Raw genomic sequence first — 25,290 nt, 5'->3', positions numbered from 1 at the left:
TTGAAGATTTTAAAAAAGGGAAGAGAATATTTTCTAAGATAATCATCATGCCAGTTACAAACTCATAAATAAATTCCCGTGTTTATAATGAACTTAGCTAAATGTATTCAGATCTCACAGCTTTAATATTAGGTAGTTTCATAAAGATATTTCTGAATTTATTTTCTATATTTACTAGGCATTATTGTGGCAAACCTTTTTACCCCATCTCTTATTTCAGGCAATTTCAGCGATCTTTTATAGTGCTGGAAACAATTTTATAATTAAAACGCGCGGAAATCTATGGAGTCATTTATAACAGAATGGGGGAAAATTGCCGGCTTGGCAGGATTAGCCTTGGGTGTATTTCTTATATTGTTTAGGGAAGTCATTCGTAAAAATATTTTTGCCACACTTACCAAAAAGCAATCTTATACTATCATTATTCTTATTTTAGTTTTAGTGTGGTCTATTTCGGTATATTCCATTTATCTGTATAATAATGAAGGAGGTCCTTCTGGAAATAGTTCCCAGGTAACTGTATTGGTGCATGGAGAAAAAGGCAAGGACCAATTGGTTTTGCCAAATCGTGGAAGGGTAAAATTGATCTATGGCGATGCCAACGTTGTTGAAACCATTAATAATAAAGGCGAGGCAACTTTTAAACAAGTGCCGCCAGCATTTTTTGAAAAGGATGCAACTGTAGAAATTCTATTTACAGATCCTGAAGGCGAGCCTTATCGCGCTAAAAACCCAGATTCAGTCTATATGCTAACCAAAGGAAAGTATATTTCTTTGGAGGTGAAACTATTTGGACTAAATAATTTACGTGGTGTTGTAAGGGATTTTGAGACTGGAGAACCAGTAGACAGCGTTCGCGTGAGTATTCTGGGCCTTGAAACTTTTTCTAACCAATACGGCGAATATACGCTAGACATTCCGAAAGAACAGCAGCGTAAGTTTCAAACCGTACGTGCTTTAAAGAAAGGATATCAGCCCTTTGAACTTTCAAAAGTTCCGGTGCAAACGGACGATGAACTTCCCATTTCATTAAAACCAAAACAAAAATAGATGAAAGCATTGCGAAAAATAACGGCTCTTTTGCTCTTTTTTGTATTTCCGATGCTTTGTAATTCCCAACAAATAAAATTATCAGGTCAGGTTTCCATTCATAATAGTAAATACGAAACCGGACATATTATATATGTTGACAACGCAGTAATGAGTGCCGATTTCACCAAAGATGCTATTACAGATAATGAAGGAAAATTTACCTTAGAATTTGTAGAAATCCCTGATGGTACAGCTGTTAAGGTCAAGGCCGAAAAATCAGGTTTGGAGGTTGTAAATGAAAGGGATCTTTTGGAGGTAATTTTGAATCGAAACAGAAATGTTCCCTTGCGAATTTATCTGGCGGAGAATGGAAAAATCAATGAAGCTAAGTTGCAATTATTGAATGTTAGTAGAGATGCTCTTTTTGCTGAAAGAGATGCCGAAATACGGAGACTTCGTGGTAATGAGAAAGAGAGCAAAGCAGCTATAGCCCAATTGGAATCTCGATTAAACTTAGAAATAAAAGATAGGTTTGAAGCAGAAACATTGTTAAATGCCTATACTGATGAGCTTAAAATTAAGTTACCCCAATATTTGCTTGACCTAGCAACCATAAACCTAGATTTTGCATCCGAATTATATAAAGAAGCATATGAATATTTCAAAAATGGAAAACTCGAACAGGTAATCGAAACCCTAGATGAAGAAAAACTAAGAAAGAGCCTTGACGATGCTAAATTAGATATCAAAAAAGGAGAACAACTTATAGAAATCGGCAATCAAACGAAAGAAAAAGGTCTATTATTGATGGAACAAACCATAGAAGGCTTTGGTTTAAGAGGGAGAACATTATCGCTACAATTCAAGTATGAAGAGGCAGCAAAACAATACGATATCATCATCAATATTTATAAGGATTCTATAGTTGATATAGATAATACAAAACTACCTCAATGGTATGAAAAAGCTTCTACAAATTATTTCTTTGCAGGAATGTACCAAAGAACACTTGAATATCAATTAAAGGAAATGAAGATCATTAAAACTTTAGACAGGAGTAAAGATTCTTTATTAGCGCAATCTTATACTAATATTTCTGCCACATATCGCGAGTTGGGAGATTATAACTCCGCTTTGGAATATCAAAAAAAAGGGATTCAGTTGTTGGAGAAAGAATATGGCGAAGACAATAAAAATCTAGCAATACCATATTATGCCATTGCAGGAACCTATGGTTATTTAGGTAATGATGAAGAAACCAATAAGTATTATGAGAAAGCACTTCGTATTTTTTTGAAGGATCCAAAGTTTGATGAGGACAATTTAGCAGTGCTTTATGGCAATAGAGCGGTGCATTTTGTAAATATTGGAGCATATGATAAAGCATTGGAAAACGATTTAAAAGGATTGGAAATTTTAAAGCGAATCCGAAAACCAAATGATCCTTTGCTAATTTCTGCTTATGGCAATTTAGGTGCAACCTATTATACCAAGGGGAATTATGAAAAAGCACTTGAATATCAACTCAAAAGTATTGCGGATTTTGAGAAAATATACAAGCCTGATCATCCGGAGTTACTAACTGCGTATAACAATATAGGATCTACCTATTCCAGTATGGGGAATTATAAAAAAGCTTTGGAATATCAAGTTAAAGCTACAAAAGGAAGGGAAAAGATATATCCACCGCAACACCCGAGTTTATTTACGTCCTATAGAAATCTTGCCAACACCTATTATGAATTGAAAGATTATGAGGCTGCAACTAAATACTACCTAAAAGCATTAAATATTACAGATAAACCTTACACAAATTTAAAGGATGAAATGCTATATGAGATATACTCAAATTTGAGTGAAATGTATCAACTTAAGGAAGACTATAGCCACGCTTTAATTTATGAGAAGAAAATTATCCATTACAGTGAAAAAACCTTAAGCGCTAACGATATAAACCTAGCTGCTTGCTATGAAAATATTACTGTGGTATATGTTTTTTTAAGTCAATTTTCTGAAGCACTATATTATCAAGAAAAGGCAGTTCGGATTTTAAGAAGGCTAAAGGATGAAAATGATGAATATTTAATCCGAGCTGTGGAACTTCTAAATCTGTTGAAAGAGAAAGTAAAAAAAGTGAAGAAATAACTTCAGTTCGCATTCCCTGTATTAATGAATGTCTAACAATATTTTTCATTGCTATGGTTAATTAAGATTAGATTTTCTATCAGCGTTCTTTAATAAAAATAAACAGTAATTATCGAAATGTGATAACATCTCACTGTTCATTTGAGACTCAATTTATAGTAGGTATTTAATCAAGTTTTTATTTACATCATTTCTGAAATACCAAGGTGGTCATTGCCCGTACATCTTGAACATTAGTGGTTTTAATGGGTTCAAGGAGCTTTAATGAAAAGCTTTCTACAATTTCCGAAATAAGCTGACGCGTGATATAAAAGTTCCCCATTTCTTTGCTTATTCCATCTTGAACAAATGGTTTTTTACCATCCAATCCAATATCTGAAGCCACGCGAATCAACAAAGTCCCACTCGGTTTTAATACGCGATATATTTCGGTAAACATCTTAGTGAAATGGGTAATGTCTTTTGCAAAATGTAACACCGCGCAACAAAGAAGGTGGTCAAAAGCTTCGTCGGTATAAGGCATTTTATCCAAAGTGCCAACAGTGAAATTTCCTGAAGAATTTGGGTAAATTTCTTTTGCCAATTTAATCCTTTCCGCATCAACATCAATTCCTGTAATTGAAAAATCGTTTTGATAAAACCATTTCAAATTTCGTCCACTTCCGCAGCCTGCGTCAAGGATAGATTGCCCAGATTGATAACTACCTTTTAAAATTTGATCGATGACGTAGATGTCAACATTGCCTAATAAATTGAATGTTTGTTTGTAATTCATTTTTATTTAGCGCCAGACTTTAATAAAATATAGACAATATCATCCAGCCCTTTGTCTTTTGCGTGTTGTAGAGAGGTTACACCGTCATTATCTGCAATATTCACATCTGCTCCTGCGTCGATCAAGGTTTTGACAATGGCGGTTTGGGTTTCGTTTTTTACACTTAAAATAACTGCCTCCAATAATGCAGTCCACCCTAGTTTATTAATGTGATCTATGGGGTAATCAGGAATTTTAGTCAGAATTTTAACTACCTCTAAATGTCCTTTTTCAGCCGCTGGAATTAAGGCAGTTCCACCGTATCGGTTGTAAAGATTGAAATTGGCTCCGTTTTCCAGACCCATTTTTAGAAGTTCAACATTCCCTTCGGCTCCGGCATATAAAAACGGACTGTTTTGCATAGTATCCTGCGCATTTACATCAGCACCCGCAGCAATCAGCAATGCTGCTATTTTGTTGTAGTGATTATAGGCTGCAATCATTAAAGCCGTTCTGCCATTTTTATCTTGGATTTCTAAATCGGGTTTTGAATTTAAAATCGCTCGAACAAGTTGAACATCTTTTTCAGAAACTGCCTTTAACAATTTTGATTGGGGTTGATTTGCCATTTTATTATTTCTATTTGAGCTGTTGCAACTTTGCATGGAAAGAAACCCAATCAATAAAAGTGTGATTATTTTATAATATCTTTTCATAGCTTAGTAATTTACTAAAACTTTGAATTAAACGAAAACTCTCGGTTTTATCTAGACTGATTTTGGGTTCTTTATCAAATAGGTTGGTTTTAGATAGCCTCCCATTTGTTTCAATCAGTCAGCTCATAACTATGGTTCTAGTTATTCATCGAATATTTACGGTATTTCAAAGAAAAATAAGAAAGTCAGAAGTTATTTATAATTAGAAAGATAGCTTCGTTTAATTCTTTCCTTCTTCTATCAACTCCTCAATTTCTTCTTTTTCATCTCCGTTTAGTTTCGGGTTTTTTGGAGTTTCCACTTTCTTCTTATGGTGAATCTCATAATACATCGCAAAATGGTCGCTGCCAAAGTTTTTTGACCGAATCATTTTCCCAACATACAAATCGCGCGTATGAAAAAGATGATCTAACGGAAAACGCAGAAAGAAATAATCGGCGTGAAATGTGGAAAAGAAGCCTCGACCAACCCGCGGATCAATCATCCCTGTCATTTTTTTAAATAGGCGTGTGGTTCTACTCCACACCACATCGTTCATATCGCCACAAACAACGGTAGGTTTATCTTCATTTCTGATATTTTTTCCGGTGAGCATCAGTTCGGCATCTGCCTCTTTGGAAGTTTCGTTCTCCGTGGGGCTGGGAGGAGCGGGGTGGAGACAACAGAAAAATATTGGTGGATTCCCTTCCGTGGGAAAGTCGAAAAAGATGGATGGTTTATCATCTTCAATTTGATATCTCACTTCTATATTTTCAAGCTTCTTTTTGGAGTAAAGTTGCATTCCATAAAAATTTTCTAAGGTTGCTTTTACGGTAAAGGGATACTTATTTTCAATTTGAGCAAGACCGTTTTCCCAATCTTTGTTCGTTTCCATTGCCAGAACCAAGTCAGGGTCAAAACGTTTTATTTCCTTTATAAAATCTTGATAGTTTGAATTAGTCTGCAGAACATTTCCTGCCAATATGGATACATGTCCGTCGCTGGCATCGTGAGACCTTCTTCTGGGGAAAAGTGAGCTATATGGAAATACTTTAAAAACCTGATATAAAATGGAAGCCACCAGCGTACTTAGCAAAATCCAGCTGAAAATAGTATAATCATTTTCCAAATAAAAAAAGAGACCCAATAGTACAAACTGAATAAACAATAGTTGAAGCCGTACAAAATCTGCAGTACGGAAAAACCAATGGGGAAGGCCAGTAGCCGGAAAAAATGGACTAACGACGAAGAAAATTATTAGAATATGCAAAATCATCCGTCAAATTTAAGTTTTTTCAAAATGCGAAAGCCTATAAATATTTTTTTTGATTAAGGCTTATCCTTACTTTTACGTTTCAAAACAATTCAACCCATGAAAAAATTTATTCTTAGTAGTTATTTTGTTCTTTTCGTCTTTGCGTTTTCATTTGCGCAAGATTACACCACGCCCAATACGGGCGTAACTTGGACGCTCGATGATATTGCGGCGGCAAGCCCAACCACCATTACCGTTTCTGGAACTGATTATTCGCTTTTGGGAAATCTGACCATCGCTGAAAACGATGCAATAATTATAGATACAGACCTTACACTTTCCATAGATGCCGATTTGCGGGTTACCGTTTTTGGAACATTCACAGTAGATTCTGATGCCGTAACCATTACGGCACTTGACGAAGCTGCCCCTTACGACGGTTTCCGTTTTGAAGAAAACGCGGTGGTCAATATTCAAAATGCTACCATTAAATACGGCGGAGGCCTGAAGGTTATAAACGAAGACTTTACGCTAAACAATTCTACACTTACTAATAATGTTTCCGGAGTATCTACTGGTTCGGTGGTTTCTCTTTCACGCGGAAAGCCACAAATAACTAACAACACTTTTACTTTTAACGAGACGCCTGCTGTGAGTAGTGCGGCAAACCGTCAAGTTTCGGCATTTATCTACAATAATTATATAGAAGGAAATAATAAAAGTAATAGTAACCGGCCACAGATAAATATGGGTACTACCATGGCCACAGATACGCTGATCATCCGTAGAAACACTATTATTGGTGATCCGGCAATGACCAGAGTGGGAGGAATAGCAGTTTCTAATTTTACTGGCGGAAATATTCTAGCCGCAATAGATGATAATATTATTACAGGAAATCGCTACGGAATAACCGTCGTGGGTGCAAATGCCTTTGCCTATATTAGAAACAATGTTATTGAAGATAATGATACCGAGGGAAATCCTGCCATTGGTGGCAGTGGAATCTCACTTAATGCCAGTAGCGGTCCTTATGAAGTTATCGCCAACAAAAATGAGATACGAAGAAACCTTTGGGGAATCACTGTTATTGGTGAAGCTAGCATTAACCTTGGTGATGATGTCGATAATCCGGGTGAAAATATTTTTTCTGAAAATGGAAACAATAATGAAATCTATGCGCTTTACAATAACACGGCACATACAATTTCAGCAAAACACAACTGCTGGATTGAAGGTCAAGAAAGCACAGCCGATGAAGTTGAAGACGTGATCTTTCACATAGTGGACGATTCAACTTTAGGAGAAGTTGTTTTCGATCCTTTCTTATGTGGCGTTTTAGGAGTTGATGGAAATACAGCTGCTAATTTCAATTTTTACCCAAATCCTGTGAATAACGAAATCAATTTCAACAATATTTTTTCTTTTGAAAAAGTTGAAATCTATGGAATTCAAGGAGAGTTAATTTCTTCTGAAAATATTTCCGAAGGACAACAAATACTTCCTATCAATCTTCCTTCCGGAGTTTATTTTATGAATTTCAGTACTGAAACACAAACGGTGACCAAGAAGATGATTGTTGAATAATCTTATGGTCAGCTCGAGTGTATTCGAAAACAAGTAGATAGAACTTGACCAGACATATTAATTTCAAAATGCCTTGATCTAATTTCAAGGCATTTTTAATTAAAATAAAGATCGTAAATCCCTTCCTAAAATCGTAATTTTGCACTTTGAAAAATTAAAAGAAAAGAAACGTGAAAATTCAGAATAACGCTACGCTGGAATTGAGTCATGAAGAGATGAAAAGCTACGGTTACGATGTGGTTGACGCTATCGTGGATCATTTTTCCACCCAAAACGAAAAACTCCCGGTAGTTTCCGGATCCAGACAGGAAATGGAGAAACTTTTTTTGGAGGAAGCTCCGGAAAAACCCACAGATGCCAAGGAAGTCTTGAATTTTGTTTTAGATGAGGTGATGACCAAAAGTAATATTGTGTCACACCCAAAGTCCTATTCTTTTGTTCCTGGACCCAGTAACTACATTAGTGCAATGGCCGACAGTTTAACGGCTGGGTTCAATATATTTTCGGGTGGCTGGCAGGCTTCCCCTGCGGCGGCCGAAATGGAAATCGTTGCTATGAACTGGCTTTTAAAGATGTTCGGTTTTCCACAGAAAAAAGGAGGCGGTATTTTTACAAGTGGTGGTTCTATGGCGAATTTAACGGCTTTGGTTACCGCGCGTACCGTGAAATGTGGCGATGATTTTAGCAAAGCCATAATCTATCTTTCAGACCAAGCGCACTCTTCAAATATTAAAGCCATTCGCGTTCTTGGATTTAGCAAAGAACAAATTCGAATTATCCCAACCGACGGCGAATTTAAGTTTTCATTGAATAAATTGAAAAATGCAATTGCAAAAGATCGTTTGGCAGGATTGCAACCATTTTGTTTGATTGCAACCGCCGGTACCACAAATACAGGAACAGTAGATCCACTTTCAGACATTGCAAAAATCTGTAAAAAAGAAGATATTTGGTTTCATATTGATGGCGCTTATGGTGGTTTCGCTATTCTTTCAGAAGAAGGAAAGCCACTTTTAAAAGGAATTGAAAAAGCAGATTCGCTAACTATCGATCCGCACAAATGGTTTTACCAACCCTATGAGATTGGATGTCTACTTGTGAAAAAACACAAATGGCTAAAAGGAACTTTCACCGAAAAACCTGAATATTTACGCGATATTGAAGGCAATCCTTCAGAAATAAACTTCTATGATCACGGAATTGAATTGACGCGTCGCTTTAGAGCCTTGAAGTTTTATATGTCAATAAAGACTTTTGGCTTGGAGGAATTCAGAAAGGCCATTTCATATAATATATCACTTGCCGAAGCAACGGAAGCATTTCTCCGTAAGAGCTCTAATTGGGAGGTGATTTCCCCAGCTACTTTGGCGGTAATCAACTTTAGGTATAACCCGATTGGGAACAAGCTTACCGAGAAGAAACTGGACGCATTAAACCAACGAATCTCCCAAAGTGTTGTAGATTCTAAAGAGGCTTTATTGGTAACTACGGTTTTGAACAGACAAGTTGTGTTGCGTATGTGTTTGATAAATCCACGCACTACCTTGGATGATGTTAAGGAAACTATCGCACTCTGTGAATCTTTCGCTGAAGAAAAAGCCCTCTCTTGAAACAAGCTGATGTCATAATAATTGGCGGCGGTGCTGCGGGTTTTTTTACGGCAATCAATGCTGCTGACCTGCCTGCCGGCAAGGCAGGAAAGAATCCTAAGGCTAAAATAATAATTCTCGAACGTGGAAAAGAAGTGCTCACCAAGGTTAAAATTTCTGGTGGTGGACGCTGCAATGTCACCCACGCCGAATTTCTACCGAAGGAATTATCGCAGAACTATCCACGTGGCGAAAGGGAATTGTTAGGACCTTTTCACACGTTTATGACAGGCGATACTATTGAATGGTTTGAAAAACGAGGCGTAGAACTTAAAATTGAAGAAGATGGCAGAATGTTTCCGATTTCTGATTCATCTCAAACCATAATTGATTGTTTTCTTTCCGAAACCCGACGTCTAGGAATTGATGTTCTTTTAAATCAATCGGTCAAGGAAATTCAGACGGATAGAGAAAATTTCATAATACAGACAGCCACAGAAACTTTTTCCGCAGAAAAATTGGTAGTTGCTACTGGAAGTAATCCGAAGATTTGGAAATTACTTGGAAATCTGGGGCACAGTATAATTCCTGCAGTTCCGTCACTTTTTACTTTTAACATTAAAGACCAAAGAATTTCGGATCTTCCTGGGATTTCTGCAGTTGTGAGTGTAAACGTTTTATTGCCAAAAGGCGTTCCCCCTTTGGGGGTTAGGGGCCTTCCACTATTAATTACCCATTGGGGAATGAGCGGGCCAGCAATTTTAAAGCTTTCGGCTTGGGGCGCTAGGATATTGGAGCCTTTAAAATACCATTTCAATATTGAAGTAAATTGGTTGAATAATCTTTCGGAAGACGATGTTTTTGATTCTTTAAAAGATCTGAAAATATCACAAGGAAAGCAGACTGTCTTTAAATACGCACAGTTTGAATTGCCAAAACGCCTGTGGCAAAGTCTTGTAAAAACTTCGGGAATTGATGAACGTCTTACTTGGGCTGAAGCCACTCGCCAAAATCTTCAAAATTTAGCAAATCAATTAACAGCTGGGATTTTTGAGGTTAATGGTAAAAGTACTTTTAAGGAGGAATTCGTAACTGCTGGTGGTGTAGATTTAAAAGAAATAAACTTTAAAACCTTTGAAAGTAGAATCTGTAAAAATCTTTACTTTGCGGGAGAAGTCCTTAATATAGATGCTATTACCGGTGGATTTAATTTCCAGAATGCGTGGACAGGCGGCTTTATTGTTGCTCAAAATTTGTCCTCTTAGTACGTTGAAACGAGGGACTGAATAGTAGAATTAAATATATTTTTTCATATATTTACTATATAAAATCTATATACAATGGAAAAGACGAAGAAATTGATCGAGCTGGATAATAAAACTTTAGCCATTTTAGAAGTCCAAGCCAAGTTAAATAAACGTTCGCTTAAAAATTTTATTGAATGGTCATTGGAGGAAACCGCACTACGTTTAGCAGAGCCGAGTGAAGAATATAGGGCAATGATAGATATACTAAAGAAACGTGATGCAGAGGGAAAGCTAAAATGGTATAGCTCTGAAGAAATCAAGAAGAGCTATGGCAGATAAAATATTCTTCTCCGAGGATGCCAAGCGTGATATTTATAGAACGAAATGCCAATATGATCTTGCTCAAAAAGGTGATGCTTTCTTAGATGATATCTTTAATACTTTAGAAGTGGTGAAATTAATGCCGGAAGCATTTCAGATTAGATATGATTCCGTGCGCATTGTTGCTTTAGAGCATTTTCGTTTTTCTATACATTATGAAATCGAGAGTGACGTGATAAAAGTTTACCGGGTTATACACCAAAGCCAATCCTATTAATATGAAAACCCACATAGCGCTTCTCCGCGGCCTGAATGTTGGCGGACATAAAATACTGAAAATGGCTGACCTAAAACTACTTTTTGAGAGTTTGGGTTTTGCTGAGGTTACTACCTATATACAGAGTGGAAATGTACTTTTTTCTTCCTCTGAACCACAAATGAAAGCACTGATTCTTGAGGAAATTATTTCTGAAGGAATAAAAGAACTTTACGGTTTTGAAGTACCAGTACTCGTAAAGGAAATTTCAGAAGTTGAAGCAATTCTTGCTGCTTGTCCGTTTTCCGAAGCGAAGAAAATGGCTTCCTTCTTCACGTTGCTAAATCAAAAACCTTCAGAAGATTTGGTCAAAGAAATTAGCAAACTTGACTTTCCAGATGAAGAATTTATTATAACTGAAAATTGCGTATATCTCTTTTCCGAAAAAGGCTATAACGAAGTTAAGTGCAACAATAATTTTTTTGAGAAAAAACTAAAGGTGGCGGCAACTACGCGTAATCATCGAACCATGGCAAAACTTGTCGAGTTGGCAAAATAGATTTTATTGGTCTAATTTTTTCAATTCGTTATTGGTGAGATCGAAATTTTCATCATCAAAACAGACAAAGATAACTTCCTCAATGTTCTTGTGATCTTGAAGAAAATCATTTACAGTTTCAACGGCAATTTCGGCAGCTTTTTCCTTCGGGAAATGATAAATACCTGTGCTGATGTTGGGAAAAGCGATGCTCTTGCAATTGTTTTCAATAACCAGTTTTAAGGAATTTATATAACAATTGGCGAGCTTTTGAGCTTCGTCATTTGTGCCACCGTTCCAAACCGGTCCAACCGTATGGATCACATATTTTGAAGGTAATTTACCGGCTGAAGTTATAACTGCTTCCCCCACTTTGCAACCGCCTTGTTCGGCAACAATCTTTTTGCACGAATTGAGTATTTCTGGTCCGCCTGCACGATGAATGGCGCCATCTACGCCACCGCCTCCCAGTAAGGAGGTGTTTGCAGCATTTACAATAGCATCTATCTTAAACGTGGTTATATCTCCTTTTTCTACTTTTAGTTTCATTACCCAATTTTAAACTTTTGAAAGTGCCGAGCCTTTATGAGCAGCAATATGATCAGACTTATCACTTTTTATTTCATACTGCGGATCGTCCTTACTGGCGTGATGCGTATAACCTTTATACTTAAAATCTGAATGATGTACTTTAATAATTTTCCCGCTTACGTGCCCGGCTTCTGAGTTCCATTTAACATGATCGCCTACTTTGTAATTTTTCATAGCTATTTCTTTTAAGTTAATTTTCTTTCAACTTAAAGATAAATAATTCTTGGGAATTCTAAATAGGTATTAACAAAGGTGTTGGTTTTTAAGATGATAAGCCTCTAAAAAAAATAGCAGCTTTCAAGTAATCTTATGAATCTTAGGAGCGTTTATAAAGTGGATTTTTAATTCTAGACAGATATGAGCACTTATGCTTCATGTAGGTTTAAAATGCAAATTGAAGTTTAGATCTCTTTCTTATATGATATAGAGATGCAATAAGAAATCGTAGATAGCGCTAAATGAAGAATATACTGCGAATCATATTGTAGGTTTAGTATTCCAAGCCTTACATAAACCTATATATACAGATCTATAAGACCATCGGGAACCTCTAAAAGTATTGTTTTCTTTTCGCGGTCCACTTTTTTAATAAAATGGTCAATCATTGGGATTAAGATTTGTTTTCCATCTCGGTCTATTTCAAATAGAGCCTGTGAGGTGGTATCATTTACACCAGTTATCTCACCAATCTTTCCGAAAGATTCGTCCTCAGCTGTATAACCTATAATTTCGTGATAGTAGAATTTGTTACCGGTAAGTTTTGGAAGAAATTCTAGGGGAAGATAAAGATGCGCGCCAATAAGTGCATCGGCTTCGTCTTCATTGTTTACATCTTCAAAGCGCACGCGTAAAAGTTCGCTTTTGTGCAAGGAACTTTCTTCAATAAAAAATGGAATCAGGTTTTTGCGTCGTTCCACAAAAACCGATTCCATTTCAGTAAAAAGTTCGGGTTCGTCCGTATCAAGTTTTACGAGCAGTTCCCCTTTAAAGCTATATTTCCTAACGATTTTGCCCAAGTAGAAGCAGTTCTCCTTTTGCATCGTTATTTAACTTAAGCTTCTTTTCCTTTGTTCTCTGTAGCTTTAGCAGAAGAAGAATTGTCTTCCTTAGCTTCATCAGCAGCTTCTTCAATTGCACTTTTGGCAGCCGGAGCTTCCTCTGTTGCAGTTTCAGTAGACTCACCTTCTGTAGCCTCAGCAGTTGCTTCAACTTCTTCTTCAGCAGGAGCAGCAGCAGCGGCTGCCTCAGCGGCGCGCTTATCACTTACTGCTTTTTCAGCGGCAAGTTTTTCAGCTTTATCTTTCTCCTCAGCTTCAGTTAGTGTTGCTCTTTTGCTGTCAATAGAACCTTTTTTAGTCTCCAACCATTCGTTGAATTTTGCTTCTGCTTGTTCCTCGGTTAAAGCACCTTTACGAACACCACCAGCAAGGTGATTTTTCAATAAAGCGCCTTTATAAGAAAGAATCGCACGAACAGTATCTGTAGGTTGTGCTCCATTTTGAAGCCAAGTTACAGCTTTGTCAACATCAAGGTCAATCTGTGCAGGGTTGGTTGTTGGATTGTAAAAACCAATTTTTTCAAGGTATTTACCATCTCTTTTGCTACGGCCGTCCGCCGCGATAATCCAGAAATAAGGTTTCCCTTTCTTTCCGCGTCTTTGTAGTCTGATTTTTACAGGCATGTTATGAATTAATTTTTGGAGTTCCCGACTCCGGTTATAATTAAGGACGGCAAAGATAGTATATTTTCTTTTTGAAACTCAATCAATTAAAGTTTTTCTTTACATTTGTCAAAATCCCTAACGAACTCTCAAAAATGCAAAAATATATATTTTTCCTTTTAGCCGCATTGTCGCTTTTCTCTTGCGAAGATATTGAAAAAAATGATCCGGCGCTTCAAGCAAATATTGACAATAACTTTTATGCTTCCAATGATGCGCGAGCTTCGTTAAATGACGACGGCAGCCTTACCATTCAGGGATTTACACAACTAGAAACGTTAACCTTGCAACTTTCGCAATTGGCTGAAGGTAATTTTACCATCGCTGAAGGGCGCCCCAATTACGCCGTTTTTCAGGGCCTTGGAGGAAATACGTATAGTTCTAGGCCTGATGGAGAAGGAATGATAACTATTTCAGAAGTGAATGAAGCAAACAAAACACTCACGGGTACTTTTCGTTTTAATGCTTTTCTGCCGGGGATTGATACCATTTATGTTTCAAAAGGTGTATTGCACAATATTTCTTACGCTGGCGCAGAAATTACAGATCCTACCAACGCAGGAACTTTTAGTGCAAAAGTGAACGGCGACACGTTTACGCCTCTTTCTGTTTCAGCTAACGACACAGGCAACACGCTCGTTATTGCCGGAGTAGGAGCTAATTCACAAATTGTAATTTCGATGCCTTCCAATGTTGAGCCTGATGCATATACAATTCCGAGATCAGGGTTCAATGCAAAATACCAAGATGCAGATGGGCTAGATACAACCGAGGAAGGATTGATAACTATCCTAGAGCACAATATTTCAGAAAGAACTATTGAGGGAACTTTTTCTTTCGTCACAAATAGATCTGAAATAACGGTAGGTGCTTTCAATGTAACCTATTAAATCCCACCATTTCTTAAAACTCCCTTCAAAAGGTTAAACCTTGTTAATTTACACTAAACTTAGGTTAATACTTCGTTGAACGCCTTTGTTAATGCTATATTAGGATATATCCGAATGAAGTTGAGCAGTTGTCTTTAGAGGAATGATGAAGAAAAAACAACTGTATAATTTAAAACGAAAGATGATGAAGTTTACTGAAAAAATGTCAAATAAATTAAACGAGCTGTTGGAGAAAAATTATGATGCCGAAAAGGGTTATAAGCAAGCTGCCGAAAAAGTGGAAAATACTCAAATGAAGCAGTTCTTTACCGAACAGGCTCAAAAACGTTACGATTTTGGTCACGAATTAAAGACTGAAATTAAAAACTATGGCGAAACCCCTGAGAAAGGTGGAAGTGCCACTGGAACCATGCACAGAACGTGGATGGATATTGAAACCGCCTTTTCTTCAAACAACGAAGAAACTATTTTAGGCGAAGTTCAAAAAGGTGAAAAAGCCGCTGTTGAAGAGTATGATGAAGTAATTAAAGATACTACATTGCCTCCAACAACCCAGAAAATTTTAACCAATCAGCGCAACAGCATTAACAGTGCGTGGCAAAGTGCCAAAAATTTTGAAGCGATAGTTTCTTAGAAGTTAAGAACTATGATTAAGAAAAAATGAAACCGTTCCCTATTTGGGAATGGTTTTTTTTGTGAACAACTCCTCGTATTTTTGCTTCATCAAAGACAGGGATTTTTCTATTTTTACCTTCAAGGTTCAATTTCGAGGTTTCAAGTTCCAAGTTTCAGGTTGAAAGTTCAAAAGCTTTACAAATACCAACTTTCAATAGGCAGTAAGCAATTGCAATAATCAATAATAATAAACAATAAATAACATTCAATGTATTTAATTTTCGATACAGAAACCACAGGGCTTCCCAAACGTTTTAACGCTCCCGTTAGCGATACTGATAACTGGCCACGCTGTATCCAGATCGCTTGGCAGTTGCACGATGAAATGGGGAATTTAATTGAGCATCAAGATTATTTGGTGCAGCCTGAAGGTTTTAATATTCCCTTTGATGCTGAAAAAATCCACGGAATTTCTACCGAATTGGCAACTGCTGAAGGGATTTCTTTAGAAGAAGTAATTGAAAAATTTAATACTGCGCTTTCAAAAACTAAATTCCTTGTCGGTCAAAATGTTGGCTTCGACCTTAATATTATGGGAGCGGAATTTTTCCGCATGGGAATGGAAAATCCGTTGCCCAACTTGCCTGTTTTGGACACTTGTACCGAGACTACTGCCCAGCTTTGCCAAATTCCAGGTGGGCGTGGAGGAAAGTTTAAACTACCAACTTTAACCGAACTTCACCAATACCTTTTTAACGAAACTTTCGGCGACGCGCACAACGCAACCGCAGATGTTGAGGCAACAACACGTTGCTTTTTGGAATTGGTGCGACGTCAGATATTTACAAAAGAAGAATTAGATGTTCAGCCAGATTACTTCGAAAATTTTTCAGAAGTAAATCCGAAGACGATCCAATTAATCGGGCTAAAGCATATCAATCTTAAAAAAGCTTCGGAAAAAATCCGGAAGCAAATGCAAGCCGCTTCGGATACCGAAGAGATTTCTTCCGAAGAAATAAAGGAAAACATTGCTACTTTAGAGGAAGCACCTTTTGTTCACCTTCACAATCATTCGCAGTATTCCATTTTGCAATCTACGTCTAGTACTGGAGATTTGGTAAAGGCGGCGGCGGCAAACAATATGAAGGCGGTGGCAATGACTGATACCGGAAACATGATGGGCGCTTTTCACTTTGTGCAGGCGGTTAGCAATTATAACAAATCTCTTTCCGAAGAAGATAAGGACAAAGAATTAAAAGGTATTGTAGGCTGCGAGTTTTTTGTGTGCGAAGATCATCTCAACAAAAGCCACAAGGACAATGGTTACCAAATTGTTATGCTTGCCAAAAATAAAAGTGGCTACCACAATTTGGCAAAAATGTCTTCTATTGCCTATACGGAGGGTTTTTATTACGTACCTCGAATTGATAAAAATATAGTAGAGAAGTATAAAAAAGATATTATTGTTTTAACGGGAAGCCTTACTGGCGAGGTACCCGGAAAGATTTTGAATATAGGTGAGAACCAAGCTGAAGAGGCTTTGCTTTGGTGGAAGGAAATGTTTGGGGAGGATCTTTATGTGGAAATTATGCGCCACGATCAAGAAGATGAAAAGCGCGTAAACGATGTTTTGGTCAATATGGCAAAACGCAATAACGTAAAGCTCGTTGCCTGTAACAACACCTATTATATAGATAAGGAAGATGCCAATGCCCACGATATTTTGCTCTGCGTAAAAGATGGCGAAAAGCAGGCGACTCCAATAGGACGTGGCCGCGGATATCGATACGGCTTGCCAAACCAAGAGTATTATTTTAAAGGTCAGGACGAAATAAAGGCCTTGTTTAAAGACCTTCCTGAAGCAATTTTAAATATAGAGGAGGTTGTTTCAAAAATTGAATCTTACTCTTTACATCGCGACGTCCTGCTTCCCAATTTTGGAATTCCCGAGGAATTTTTGGATCCCGGAGATGTTGATGGTGGTAAACGCGGTGAGAATGCATTTTTAAGACATTTAACTTATGAAGGCGCTAAACGTCGGTATCCTGAATTGATAGAGGTTTCCTATGAAGCGCTTACCAGTTTTGAGTTTCCAGAAGAAGCATCAGATCGGATTAAAGAAATAAAACAACGCCTTGATTTTGAATTGGAAGTAATTGCCAATACAGGTTATCCGGGTTACTTTTTGATTGTACAGGATTTTATCGCCGAAGCCCGAAGAATGGACGTTTCCGTAGGTCCCGGGCGTGGATCGGCAGCGGGAAGTGCCGTGGCCTATTGTTTGGGAATTACCAATATCGATCCCATTATGTACGATTTGCTTTTTGAGCGTTTCCTTAATCCGGATCGTGTAAGTATGCCCGATATTGATATCGATTTTGATGACGAAGGCCGAAGTAGGGTCATGGATTACGTTATCAACAAATACGGGAGTAATCAAGTGGCGCAGATCATCACTTACGGCACCATGGCGGCAAAATCTTCCATTCGCGATACGGCGCGGGTGCTGGATTTACCATTGAATGAAGCGGATCGGATTTCGAAGCTTATTCCGAATATGACCAAGCTGAATAAAATCTTCGGCTTTAGTGATGCGGAATTGCGAAGTCGTTTCCGTAGCGACGAGCTTCCGAAGGTGCAGGAGCTTTTAAATCTTTCCAAAGGAAGTGATTTGGAGGCACAAACCATAAATCAGGCAAAAATATTAGAAGGTTCTGTTAGAAACACAGGGATTCACGCGTGTGGAGTGATTATTACACCCAGTGATATTACTAATTTCGTCCCGGTTGCCACAGCTAAAGACTCCGATTTATATGTGACTCAGTTTGACAACTCGGTTGTGGAAAGTGCAGGCTTGTTAAAGATGGACTTTTTGGGTCTAAAAACCTTGACGCTTATAAAAGACACCGTAAAACTTGTAAAGCACAAACACGATATTGACCTCGATCCAGACTTTTTTCCGCTCGACGATGTAAAAACATACGAACTCTTCCAAAGAGGGGAAACCGTTGGGATCTTCCAATATGAATCTGCCGGAATGCAGAAATATATGAAGGAATTAAAACCAACGGTCTTTGCAGATTTAATTGCAATGAACGCCTTGTACCGTCCTGGGCCGATGGAATATATTCCCAGTTTCGTAAAAAGAAAGCACGGCGAGGAGGAAATTGAATACGATCTTCCTGCAATGGAGGAATATTTAGAGGAAACTTACGGGATTACGGTTTATCAAGAGCAGGTGATGTTGCTCTCGCAGAAATTGGCTGGATTTACCAAAGGTGAAGCAGATGTTTTGCGGAAAGCGATGGGTAAAAAGCAGATAGCTGTTCTTGATAAAATGAAACCGCAATTTATTGCTCAAGCTTCAGAAAAAGGTCACGATGCCGTAAAATTAGAGAAAATCTGGAAGGATTGGGAAGCCTTTGCGAGTTACGCCTTTAACAAATCGCACTCTACGTGTTACGCTTGGATTGCGTACCAAACCGCCTATTTAAAAGCGCATTATCCCGCAGAATATATGGCGGCAGTGTTGAGCAACAATATGAGCGACATAAAGCAAGTAACATTCTTTATGGACGAATGTAAGCGAATGGGAATGAATGTTTTAGGTCCTGACGTAAACGAATCTTTTCACAAGTTTACTGTAAACGATGAAGGTGCCATCCGCTTTGGAATGGGCGCGGTAAAAGGTGTTGGAAGCAGTGCCGTGGCAACCATTGTGGAACATAGGAAAGATGGAAAATACAAATCCATTTTCGATTTAGCTAAGCGTATCGATCTTCGTTCGGCAAACAAAAAAGCTTTTGAAAACCTAGCCCTTGCAGGAGGATTTGACAGTTTTGATACCCACCGCGCACAATATTTACACGACGAAGGTGATGGGATTATGTTTCTTGAAAAAGTGTTGCGCTATGCGGCAAAATATCAAGAAACGGAGAATTCGGCACAAGTTAGTTTGTTTGGAGGAGCTAGTGAAGTTCAGATTCCAGAACCAGAAGTGCCACCTTGTGAACAATGGGGCACGATGAAAAAATTGAAGCAGGAAAAAGAAGTGGTTGGAGTTTATATTTCGGGCCATCCACTGGACGATTTCCAAATAGAAATGAAGAGTTTTACCAATTGTAAAGTTTCAGATTTTAATAGATTAGAACATTTCTTGAACAAGGAAATGACTTTTGGAGGCGTAGTAAGTGATGTGCAACACCGAGAATCGAAAGCTGGAAAAGGTTGGGCTATTTTCGCGGTAGAGGACTATGAAGACAGTTATGAATTCAAGATTTTTGGAGAAGATTATTTAAAATGGCGCCATTTCTTAGTTCCGAATAGCTTTATTTATGGCCGTGTTTTCGTAAAAGAAGGCTGGACAAATCGTGACACCGGTAAAAAGGGAGATCCGCGACTTCAGTATAACAGTTTTCAATTGCTTCACGATGTAATGGAAAACAATTCAAAAAAGCTAACCCTTCAAATTCCGTTAGGCGATTTGGAAGATGGCAGAATTGATTCGCTTAAAGATTTGATACAAACACATAAAGGGGAAAAACAACTGTTTTTTGTGGTTTATGAAATGAACGAGAAAATTAAACTCACCATGCCTAGTAGAAAGCAAAAAGTGAATATTTCAAAAGAATTGCTGGACGAGCTGGAGAAAGAGCAAGTTCGGTATAGATTGAATTGACGCTGTGAGAGACCTAACAGGTCTTACTTCGACATTCGTAGCTTTACGCGAAGAATGAGAGACCTGTTTGGTCTTAATTGTTAATGACAATAGAAATAAACAATACCCCCATTTCCTAAACATATATTAACACGCTAAATTATCTTATAAAATTTCTTACTTTTGGGAATTAATTAAAAACAAGATTATGGCATTAGAAATAACAGACGCGAATTTTGAAGAAATGGTTTTAAAAAGTGATAAGCCAGTGTTGGTTGACTTTTGGGCAGCCTGGTGCGGACCTTGCAGAATGGTAGGGCCAATCATTGAAGAAATAAGCAAAGAATACGAGGGCAAAGCCGTTGTAGGGAAATTAGATGTAGATGCGAACCAAGAGTTTGCTTCAAAATATGGAGTTAGAAACATCCCAACGGTTTTGGTTTTCCAAAACGGTGAGGTTGTAGGGCGTCAGGTAGGCGTTGCTCCTAAAAACGTTTATGCAGAAGCAATTGACACGCTTTTGTAAGATTTCGATTAAAAAATAAAATTATAAAAGGCTTGGCGTATTGCTAGGCCTTTTGTTATTTTAGTGGAATTGTCTGGTCGAGTACTCCAGACAGTTATCGGGAGTGCTCTAAAGAACATTGAAAATTTGAAATAATTATAAAAGATACCCGTCTACGCGGGCCTAAATATGAAAAAAACAGAAAAAGTACAAGATAGAATCGATGGTAAATTATTAGAGGAACGCAAAGTTTTTTTATGGGGAATGGTGGACGATAAAAGCGCAAGACACGTTGTTGACAGATTGATGTATTTGGATGCCCTTAGTCACGATGAAATTAAATTCTACATTAATAGTCCAGGCGGATATGTTACTTCGGGTTTTTCGATCTACGATACCTTACGCGAAATAAAAAGTCCAGTTTCAACTATATGTACTGGCTTGGCAGCTTCCATGGGGAGTATTTTGCTTTCAGCTGGAGAAAAGGGCAAGCGCTTTATTCAGCCACACGCCAGAGTAATGATTCATCAGCCTAGTGGTGGCGCTCGTGGAGTTGCAAGCGATATTGAAATTACCGCCCAGGAAATTTTAAAAACCAAGGAAATCAGCGCACGCATCTTAGCAGAAAACTGCGGACAGACATTTGAAAAAGTAATGAAAGACTTTAATCGCGATCATTGGATGGATGCCGAAGAATCTGTGGAGTACGGAATAGTTGATGGAGTAATGAAATAGCTCCCTTTTTTAGACGAATTGGCTCTAGTTTAATTGAGCGTTGATATTAATTTCAAATCCATATTTTGGAGATTTCAAGTTGGCTCGAACGTAGGAAATTCAATTATTCCCTTTAGGGTTAGGGTAAAAATAATTGGATTTTCGGCCCTTTGCTCTTACCCCTTCCCTAAAGGGTGACAAAGTGCCGAAAATTAGATGTTTCAATAATAATAACCAGTTTAAACTTGAGCCGTCGGATTGTAATTTGAGACTTGAGACCTGCCTGCGGCAGGCAGGTGTGAGACTTCAGACGATTTAATAGCTGAAAAATAGTCTTAATCAATTTAACTTTATAATAAATTAATGGTCAATTGTTTGTGTTTGAGTAAGTATAGGTATAAACCATTCTTTGCTAAATTGATATGGCATTAAAAACAGAATGAAAGTCTGTTGCATTCGTTAGATTCAGAGTCGTGATGAATTGTATACTTGGTTTTAATAATTGATCTAATTTGTGCTATTCGTGGCGGTATTTTAACCCTAAGTTAGATAAAGTTCGTGATCTTGGACGGGCTCGAATTATGGACTTAACATCAACAAGACTATTTGTTATTTTTATAAATGAAATCTATCTAAACTTCGAAAAATGAAAAAAATAACTTTATTATTTGTGCTAGCAGCTACTATTATGTTTAGTTGCAAGAATGACGAAAAGAAGGAGGTTACTTCAGAAGAAACTGTAAAAGACATAGAAACCGACGACTCCCAAGTTATCGATGATCACAATTCCCGAATCGCACTGGATTGGGCTGGAATATATCAAGGTACCACGCCTTGTGCAGATTGTGAAGGAATTAAAACCGTATTGGAACTCAAGGACGACAAAACCTATACACTTTCCCAAACCTACCTTGGGAAGTCTAAGACAGATAATGAATTTAAAAGCAGTGGAAATTTTACTTGGGATGCTACTGGATCAAAAATAACGCTTAAAGGTGGAGATAGCGAGTTAAAGTATAAAGTAGGGGAAAACCAATTGCTGATGCTAGACGCCAAAGGAAAAATGATTAATCGCAAGATGTCTGATCTGTATATTCTGAAGAAAAGAAAATAACTTGGGAATCTGAGATTTATAGTCTCATTTAAACTGGTTTAATTGGATGGCTGTAGAGCTTTAATAGTATTTCTGAACAAATGCCGCTGAGTGATTTTTGCTAAATCGCATAGCGATTAATTAAAAGTTGTACCGTAAGAAAGTTTAAAAAATGTTACCGAACAAAGGTCGCTGAGTGATTTTGATTAAATCGCATAGCGATTTAATAAAAATAGTATCGAAGCGTGGATATTGAAAAAGGAATAAACGAAATTACAGGTTTTAAAAACCTAGAGCTGCTTGCAAAACAAGTGGTAGAAGGTTTTATTTCGGGACTTCATAAGAGTCCGTTTCACGGGTTTTCTGCGGAATTTGCCGAGCATAAAACCTATAATAACGGAGAAAGTACCAAACATATCGACTGGAAGCTCTTTGCCAAAACCGATAAGCTCTACACAAAACGTTACGAAGAAGAAACCAATCTGCGTTGCCATCTTATTGTGGACAATAGCAGCTCCATGCATTACCCAAAACTGAAACAGTTCCATATAAATTCCTTGAACAAAATTGGGTTTTCGGTATTGGCTTCGGCGGCAATTATGAACTTGATGAAACGGCAGCGCGATGCTGTTGGAATGAGTATTTATAGCGATAAATATGAATTTTACGCTTCGGAAAAGGGGAGTGAACGGCATCATCACATGCTTCTTCAACATCTAAACAAGGCCTTACTTTCTTCAAATGAAAAATCAGAAACGAAGACCTACGAACACCTACATCTAATTGCCGAAAAACTGAAACGTCGTTCTTTGGTCTTTCTTTTTACCGATATGCTCCAAAGTGATGCCGAGGCCGAAAAACTTTTTGAAGCCCTTCAACATTTAAAATACAACAAACACGAGGTAATCCTCTTTCACACTTTTGATAAAAAACATGAGGTAAACTTCGACTTCACTAACCGGCCAAAGCGTTTTGTGGATGTGGAAACTGGTGAGCATATAAATCTGTATGCCGACAATATTAAGCAGCAATACGAAGAAGCGATACAGAGTTATTTTACCGAGCTTCAATTGCGATGCGCCCAATACAGAATAAAATATGTGCTAACCGACATCAACGAAAGTTTTAATAAAATTTTGACTACGTACTTAGTGGAACGACAGAAGTTCGGGTGAGTAGAGAGTAGTTGTTAGCAAGTAGGCAAGTAGATTATTACTTTTGATTCTACTTTAATACTTCCTATTCAGCTTCTGATCCCCTTGAGGTATTAGCACTTTCTGGTTTGGAAATCATTAGTGTCCGATTAAAATATTACAAAACTCTGTCAAAGATAATGGGCGTTTAGAACTTTTTTATTAATCAGACACTTCCAGGTTAAAAGTTCCATTAGTTACTGAAATTTGAGAATCATCATCGTAATTATTAATCGCGGTGAAGGAGAACGTGCCGGCGATACGGTTGCCACTGTATTCTGTAACCTTTACTAAGCCTGTGCCTTCTCCAAACGTGTAATAGCTAGTTACCAGCCCATCATCGGAAACTGAAGAGTAGGAGGCAGAATTTTCTGTAGAGTCACCTACTATATAATCACCTATTCCTGTCACGTTCACTAGAATTATATCTATTTCGTTACTGTAATCAGAAGTGCCACCATCAATAAACAGCGCTGAAGATTCATCGTAAAGGCCTTTATAGCATCCGGACATTGCAGAAAAATCTATGGCAGTTCCCGCAACGGAAGCCTTAAAATCTCCAGCAGACATGTCGGACTCATCGTCTGAACTAAGATCACAGGAAATTAAACAGATGCTAAAAAATGCCATTATCGATAATTTTACTAAATTTTCCATGGTTTTGAATTTTGTTTTGCACGTATCGCAGGTGAGTTTCAAATGTATTGATGGAATATTTAATGTAAAATACCTAGTAGAGGGTATATTACTTTTTAAGGCTAAAGTTGCGGTAAAATAAAGGGTGATATTAAATTTGGAGAAGTCTATTCTTATTAAAACAGTGGCTTTATGGCATTTATGTGAGTTATTTGGATAGGCTTTGATTGGGTTTAAGCATAAAGTTTAGGGCAATTAATTCAGGTTTATTCCCTTCAAAATGGAGTGCTTAAAAAAATATAATTTTTTTTCAAAAAATAGTTTGTTAGAACCAAATGGAGTGGTATATTTGCCACCGCTTAATACAGCAAGGAACACGTTTCCAAAATGTATTGGTAACAATTTTTCACTTTGCCCAACTGTTGTTGGGGTTACCTGAAAAGGTTAATTGAAAATTTGGTCTGGTAGTTCAGTTGGTTAGAATACCTGCCTGTCACGCAGGGGGTCGCGAGTTCGAGTCTCGTCCAGACCGCTTAATGCCTTTGAAGAAAGGCATCTCACTCAAGAGTGAGTTTTAATAATGTTGTGTTGTCCTCTAAAGCTTTAGCGACAGAGGATGTGGTTTGATCCCGATAGCTATCGGGAAGACCGATGAGAAGCTTTTCCACACGGAGAGGCTTTTTTTGTTTTCGGGTAGTTTGCAAATTTAAAAGGGTTGCAAAAAGGTTGCAGTCCTAAATAAAAAGGTTGCAGTTGCCGAGTTGTCTAAAAATAACTTCTATTCAAACAATTTTTTTAGAAAGTTAGATTTTAAAGAATGAAAACTTCTTTATTATGCCAACTTAAAGATTCAAGAGAAGGAAAGCATTTTGCATCTGAAGGTAAAATAATCTCCGTTCCTTCGAATTGGGAGATAGACCATTTAGAGTCGTTGTCTTTTACAATTGGTGACACTCTCACAATATATTCATTGTTCACTGTAATCAAGCCTCTGTCAAAGGCGCGATGAAGGTTAGGAGATAGTGAGATGCCATTTGGAATGTTGTCTTCATTAGAAAGCCTGAAAGGAACTATATGGCAAGCATCAATCATTTGAATGTTTTTGGTGGTTTCTACTCGCATACCAGATATACAGCAACTATAGTTGTCTATTTTTGGAATGGTCCTTTTAAAAACGCCGCCTCTCACAAAGATTTCTTCGTCATACTCTTCTTCCTTGAGCTTCTTTTTTGATACGCTTTACTTGGTGATCAACCC

At 37.6% G+C, this 25,290-nt stretch carries 24 protein-coding genes and 1 tRNA gene; 16 read left to right on the top strand and 9 right to left on the bottom strand.

Annotated features, from left to right (window positions below):
• Positions 1-282: 282 nt before the first annotated feature.
• Both G440_RS0110650 and G440_RS0110645 read left to right on the top strand, forming a co-directional pair.
• Entirely contained in the window at positions 283-1,050 is a 768-nt protein-coding gene (locus G440_RS0110650; RefSeq protein WP_026451294.1) for a peptidase associated/transthyretin-like domain-containing protein, read from the top strand.
• Positions 1,051-3,177 (top strand): tetratricopeptide repeat protein, encoded by a 2,127-nt coding sequence (locus G440_RS0110645; protein WP_026451293.1) that lies wholly within the window; start codon positions 1,051-1,053, stop codon positions 3,175-3,177. It begins immediately after the preceding gene.
• Positions 3,178-3,364: 187 nt separating this feature from the next.
• Here G440_RS0110645 and G440_RS0110640 read toward each other — a convergent pair whose 3' ends face one another.
• The 3 genes from G440_RS0110640 to G440_RS19835 form a co-directional block, all read right to left on the bottom strand.
• Positions 3,365-3,952 (bottom strand): class I SAM-dependent methyltransferase, encoded by a 588-nt coding sequence (locus tag G440_RS0110640; protein ID WP_026451292.1) that lies wholly within the window; start codon positions 3,950-3,952, stop codon positions 3,365-3,367.
• Between the two features lie 2 nt (positions 3,953-3,954).
• Positions 3,955-4,647, bottom strand: coding sequence for an ankyrin repeat domain-containing protein (locus tag G440_RS0110635; protein WP_026451291.1), 693 nt, complete (start codon positions 4,645-4,647; stop codon positions 3,955-3,957).
• Positions 4,648-4,867: 220 nt separating this feature from the next.
• Complete coding sequence (locus G440_RS19835; protein ID WP_034259397.1) at positions 4,868-5,902, bottom strand: endonuclease/exonuclease/phosphatase family protein; 1,035 nt, start codon at positions 5,900-5,902, stop codon at positions 4,868-4,870.
• A 96-nt stretch (positions 5,903-5,998) separates the two neighbouring features.
• Between G440_RS19835 and G440_RS0110625 the strand changes: the two genes are divergently transcribed.
• From G440_RS0110625 to G440_RS0110600, 6 genes are all read left to right on the top strand, one after another.
• A complete protein-coding gene (locus G440_RS0110625; RefSeq protein ID WP_026451290.1) occupies positions 5,999-7,468 on the top strand; it encodes a T9SS type A sorting domain-containing protein in 1,470 nt (489 codons plus the stop codon).
• Between the two features lie 215 nt (positions 7,469-7,683).
• Positions 7,684-9,078, top strand: a complete 1,395-nt coding sequence (locus G440_RS0110620) for a pyridoxal phosphate-dependent decarboxylase family protein (protein ID WP_034259415.1) — start codon at positions 7,684-7,686, stop codon at positions 9,076-9,078.
• Complete coding sequence (locus G440_RS0110615; protein WP_026451288.1) at positions 9,075-10,322, top strand: BaiN/RdsA family NAD(P)/FAD-dependent oxidoreductase; 1,248 nt, start codon at positions 9,075-9,077, stop codon at positions 10,320-10,322. The genes G440_RS0110620 and G440_RS0110615 overlap by 4 nt, the downstream gene beginning before the upstream one ends.
• Before the next feature lie 75 nt (positions 10,323-10,397).
• Positions 10,398-10,643, top strand: a complete 246-nt coding sequence (locus G440_RS0110610) for a hypothetical protein (RefSeq protein ID WP_026451287.1) — start codon at positions 10,398-10,400, stop codon at positions 10,641-10,643.
• A complete protein-coding gene (locus G440_RS0110605) occupies positions 10,633-10,902 on the top strand; it encodes a type II toxin-antitoxin system RelE/ParE family toxin (protein WP_026451286.1) in 270 nt (89 codons plus the stop codon). The genes G440_RS0110610 and G440_RS0110605 overlap by 11 nt, the downstream gene beginning before the upstream one ends.
• Before the next feature lies 1 nt (position 10,903).
• Entirely contained in the window at positions 10,904-11,440 is a 537-nt protein-coding gene (locus G440_RS0110600; RefSeq protein ID WP_026451285.1) for a DUF1697 domain-containing protein, read from the top strand.
• Between the two features lie 3 nt (positions 11,441-11,443).
• Here the strand turns inward: G440_RS0110600 and G440_RS0110595 are convergent, their stop codons facing one another.
• The 4 genes from G440_RS0110595 to G440_RS0110580 form a co-directional block, all read right to left on the bottom strand.
• Entirely contained in the window at positions 11,444-11,968 is a 525-nt protein-coding gene (locus tag G440_RS0110595; RefSeq protein ID WP_026451284.1) for an O-acetyl-ADP-ribose deacetylase, read from the bottom strand.
• Positions 11,969-11,977: 9 nt separating this feature from the next.
• Complete coding sequence (locus tag G440_RS0110590; protein WP_026451283.1) at positions 11,978-12,184, bottom strand: hypervirulence associated TUDOR domain-containing protein; 207 nt, start codon at positions 12,182-12,184, stop codon at positions 11,978-11,980.
• 341 nt (positions 12,185-12,525) lie between these two features.
• A complete protein-coding gene (gene rimM, locus G440_RS0110585; protein ID WP_026451282.1) occupies positions 12,526-13,050 on the bottom strand; it encodes a ribosome maturation factor RimM in 525 nt (174 codons plus the stop codon).
• A gap of 11 nt (positions 13,051-13,061) precedes the next feature.
• On the bottom strand, positions 13,062-13,691 hold the full coding sequence (locus G440_RS0110580) for a 30S ribosomal protein S16 (protein WP_026451281.1): 630 nt from the start codon (positions 13,689-13,691) through the stop codon (positions 13,062-13,064).
• Positions 13,692-13,825: 134 nt separating this feature from the next.
• Here G440_RS0110580 and G440_RS0110575 point away from each other — a divergent pair, with 134 nt between their 5' ends.
• The 7 genes from G440_RS0110575 to G440_RS0110540 all read left to right on the top strand — a co-directional run bounded on the left by G440_RS0110575 (position 13,826) and on the right by G440_RS0110540 (position 23,379).
• A complete protein-coding gene (locus tag G440_RS0110575; protein WP_026451280.1) occupies positions 13,826-14,620 on the top strand; it encodes a DUF6252 domain-containing protein in 795 nt (264 codons plus the stop codon).
• Between the two features lie 184 nt (positions 14,621-14,804).
• Complete coding sequence (locus G440_RS0110570; protein WP_026451279.1) at positions 14,805-15,254, top strand: ferritin-like domain-containing protein; 450 nt, start codon at positions 14,805-14,807, stop codon at positions 15,252-15,254.
• A gap of 249 nt (positions 15,255-15,503) precedes the next feature.
• Positions 15,504-19,913 carry a DNA polymerase III subunit alpha gene (dnaE, locus tag G440_RS0110560; RefSeq protein WP_026451278.1) on the top strand — a complete coding sequence of 1,470 codons (4,410 nt, stop codon included), beginning with the start codon at positions 15,504-15,506 and terminating at the stop codon, positions 19,911-19,913.
• A gap of 187 nt (positions 19,914-20,100) precedes the next feature.
• Entirely contained in the window at positions 20,101-20,418 is a 318-nt protein-coding gene (gene trxA / locus G440_RS0110555; protein WP_026451277.1) for a thioredoxin, read from the top strand.
• Between the two features lie 168 nt (positions 20,419-20,586).
• Positions 20,587-21,132: a ClpP family protease gene (locus tag G440_RS0110550; RefSeq protein WP_026451276.1), complete on the top strand. Its 546-nt coding sequence runs from the start codon at positions 20,587-20,589 to the stop codon at positions 21,130-21,132.
• Between the two features lie 625 nt (positions 21,133-21,757).
• Positions 21,758-22,225: a copper resistance protein NlpE gene (locus G440_RS0110545; protein ID WP_026451275.1), complete on the top strand. Its 468-nt coding sequence runs from the start codon at positions 21,758-21,760 to the stop codon at positions 22,223-22,225.
• A gap of 224 nt (positions 22,226-22,449) precedes the next feature.
• Positions 22,450-23,379 carry a DUF58 domain-containing protein gene (locus tag G440_RS0110540; RefSeq protein ID WP_026451274.1) on the top strand — a complete coding sequence of 310 codons (930 nt, stop codon included), beginning with the start codon at positions 22,450-22,452 and terminating at the stop codon, positions 23,377-23,379.
• A 180-nt stretch (positions 23,380-23,559) separates the two neighbouring features.
• Here the strand turns inward: G440_RS0110540 and G440_RS0110535 are convergent, their stop codons facing one another.
• Positions 23,560-24,054 carry a DUF6252 domain-containing protein gene (locus G440_RS0110535; protein WP_157417939.1) on the bottom strand — a complete coding sequence of 165 codons (495 nt, stop codon included), beginning with the start codon at positions 24,052-24,054 and terminating at the stop codon, positions 23,560-23,562.
• 437 nt (positions 24,055-24,491) lie between these two features.
• Here G440_RS0110535 and G440_RS0110520 point away from each other — a divergent pair.
• Positions 24,492-24,565, top strand: a tRNA-Asp gene (locus G440_RS0110520).
• A gap of 278 nt (positions 24,566-24,843) precedes the next feature.
• Here G440_RS0110520 and G440_RS19830 read toward each other — a convergent pair.
• A complete protein-coding gene (locus tag G440_RS19830; RefSeq protein ID WP_281170768.1) occupies positions 24,844-25,221 on the bottom strand; it encodes an HNH endonuclease in 378 nt (125 codons plus the stop codon).
• Between the last annotated feature and the right edge of the window lie 69 nt (positions 25,222-25,290).

It is taken from the genome of Aequorivita capsosiphonis DSM 23843, assembly GCF_000429125.1.
Lineage (GTDB): Bacteria > Bacteroidota > Bacteroidia > Flavobacteriales > Flavobacteriaceae > Aequorivita > Aequorivita capsosiphonis.
This window is presented reverse-complemented; position numbering and strand designations above follow the sequence as displayed.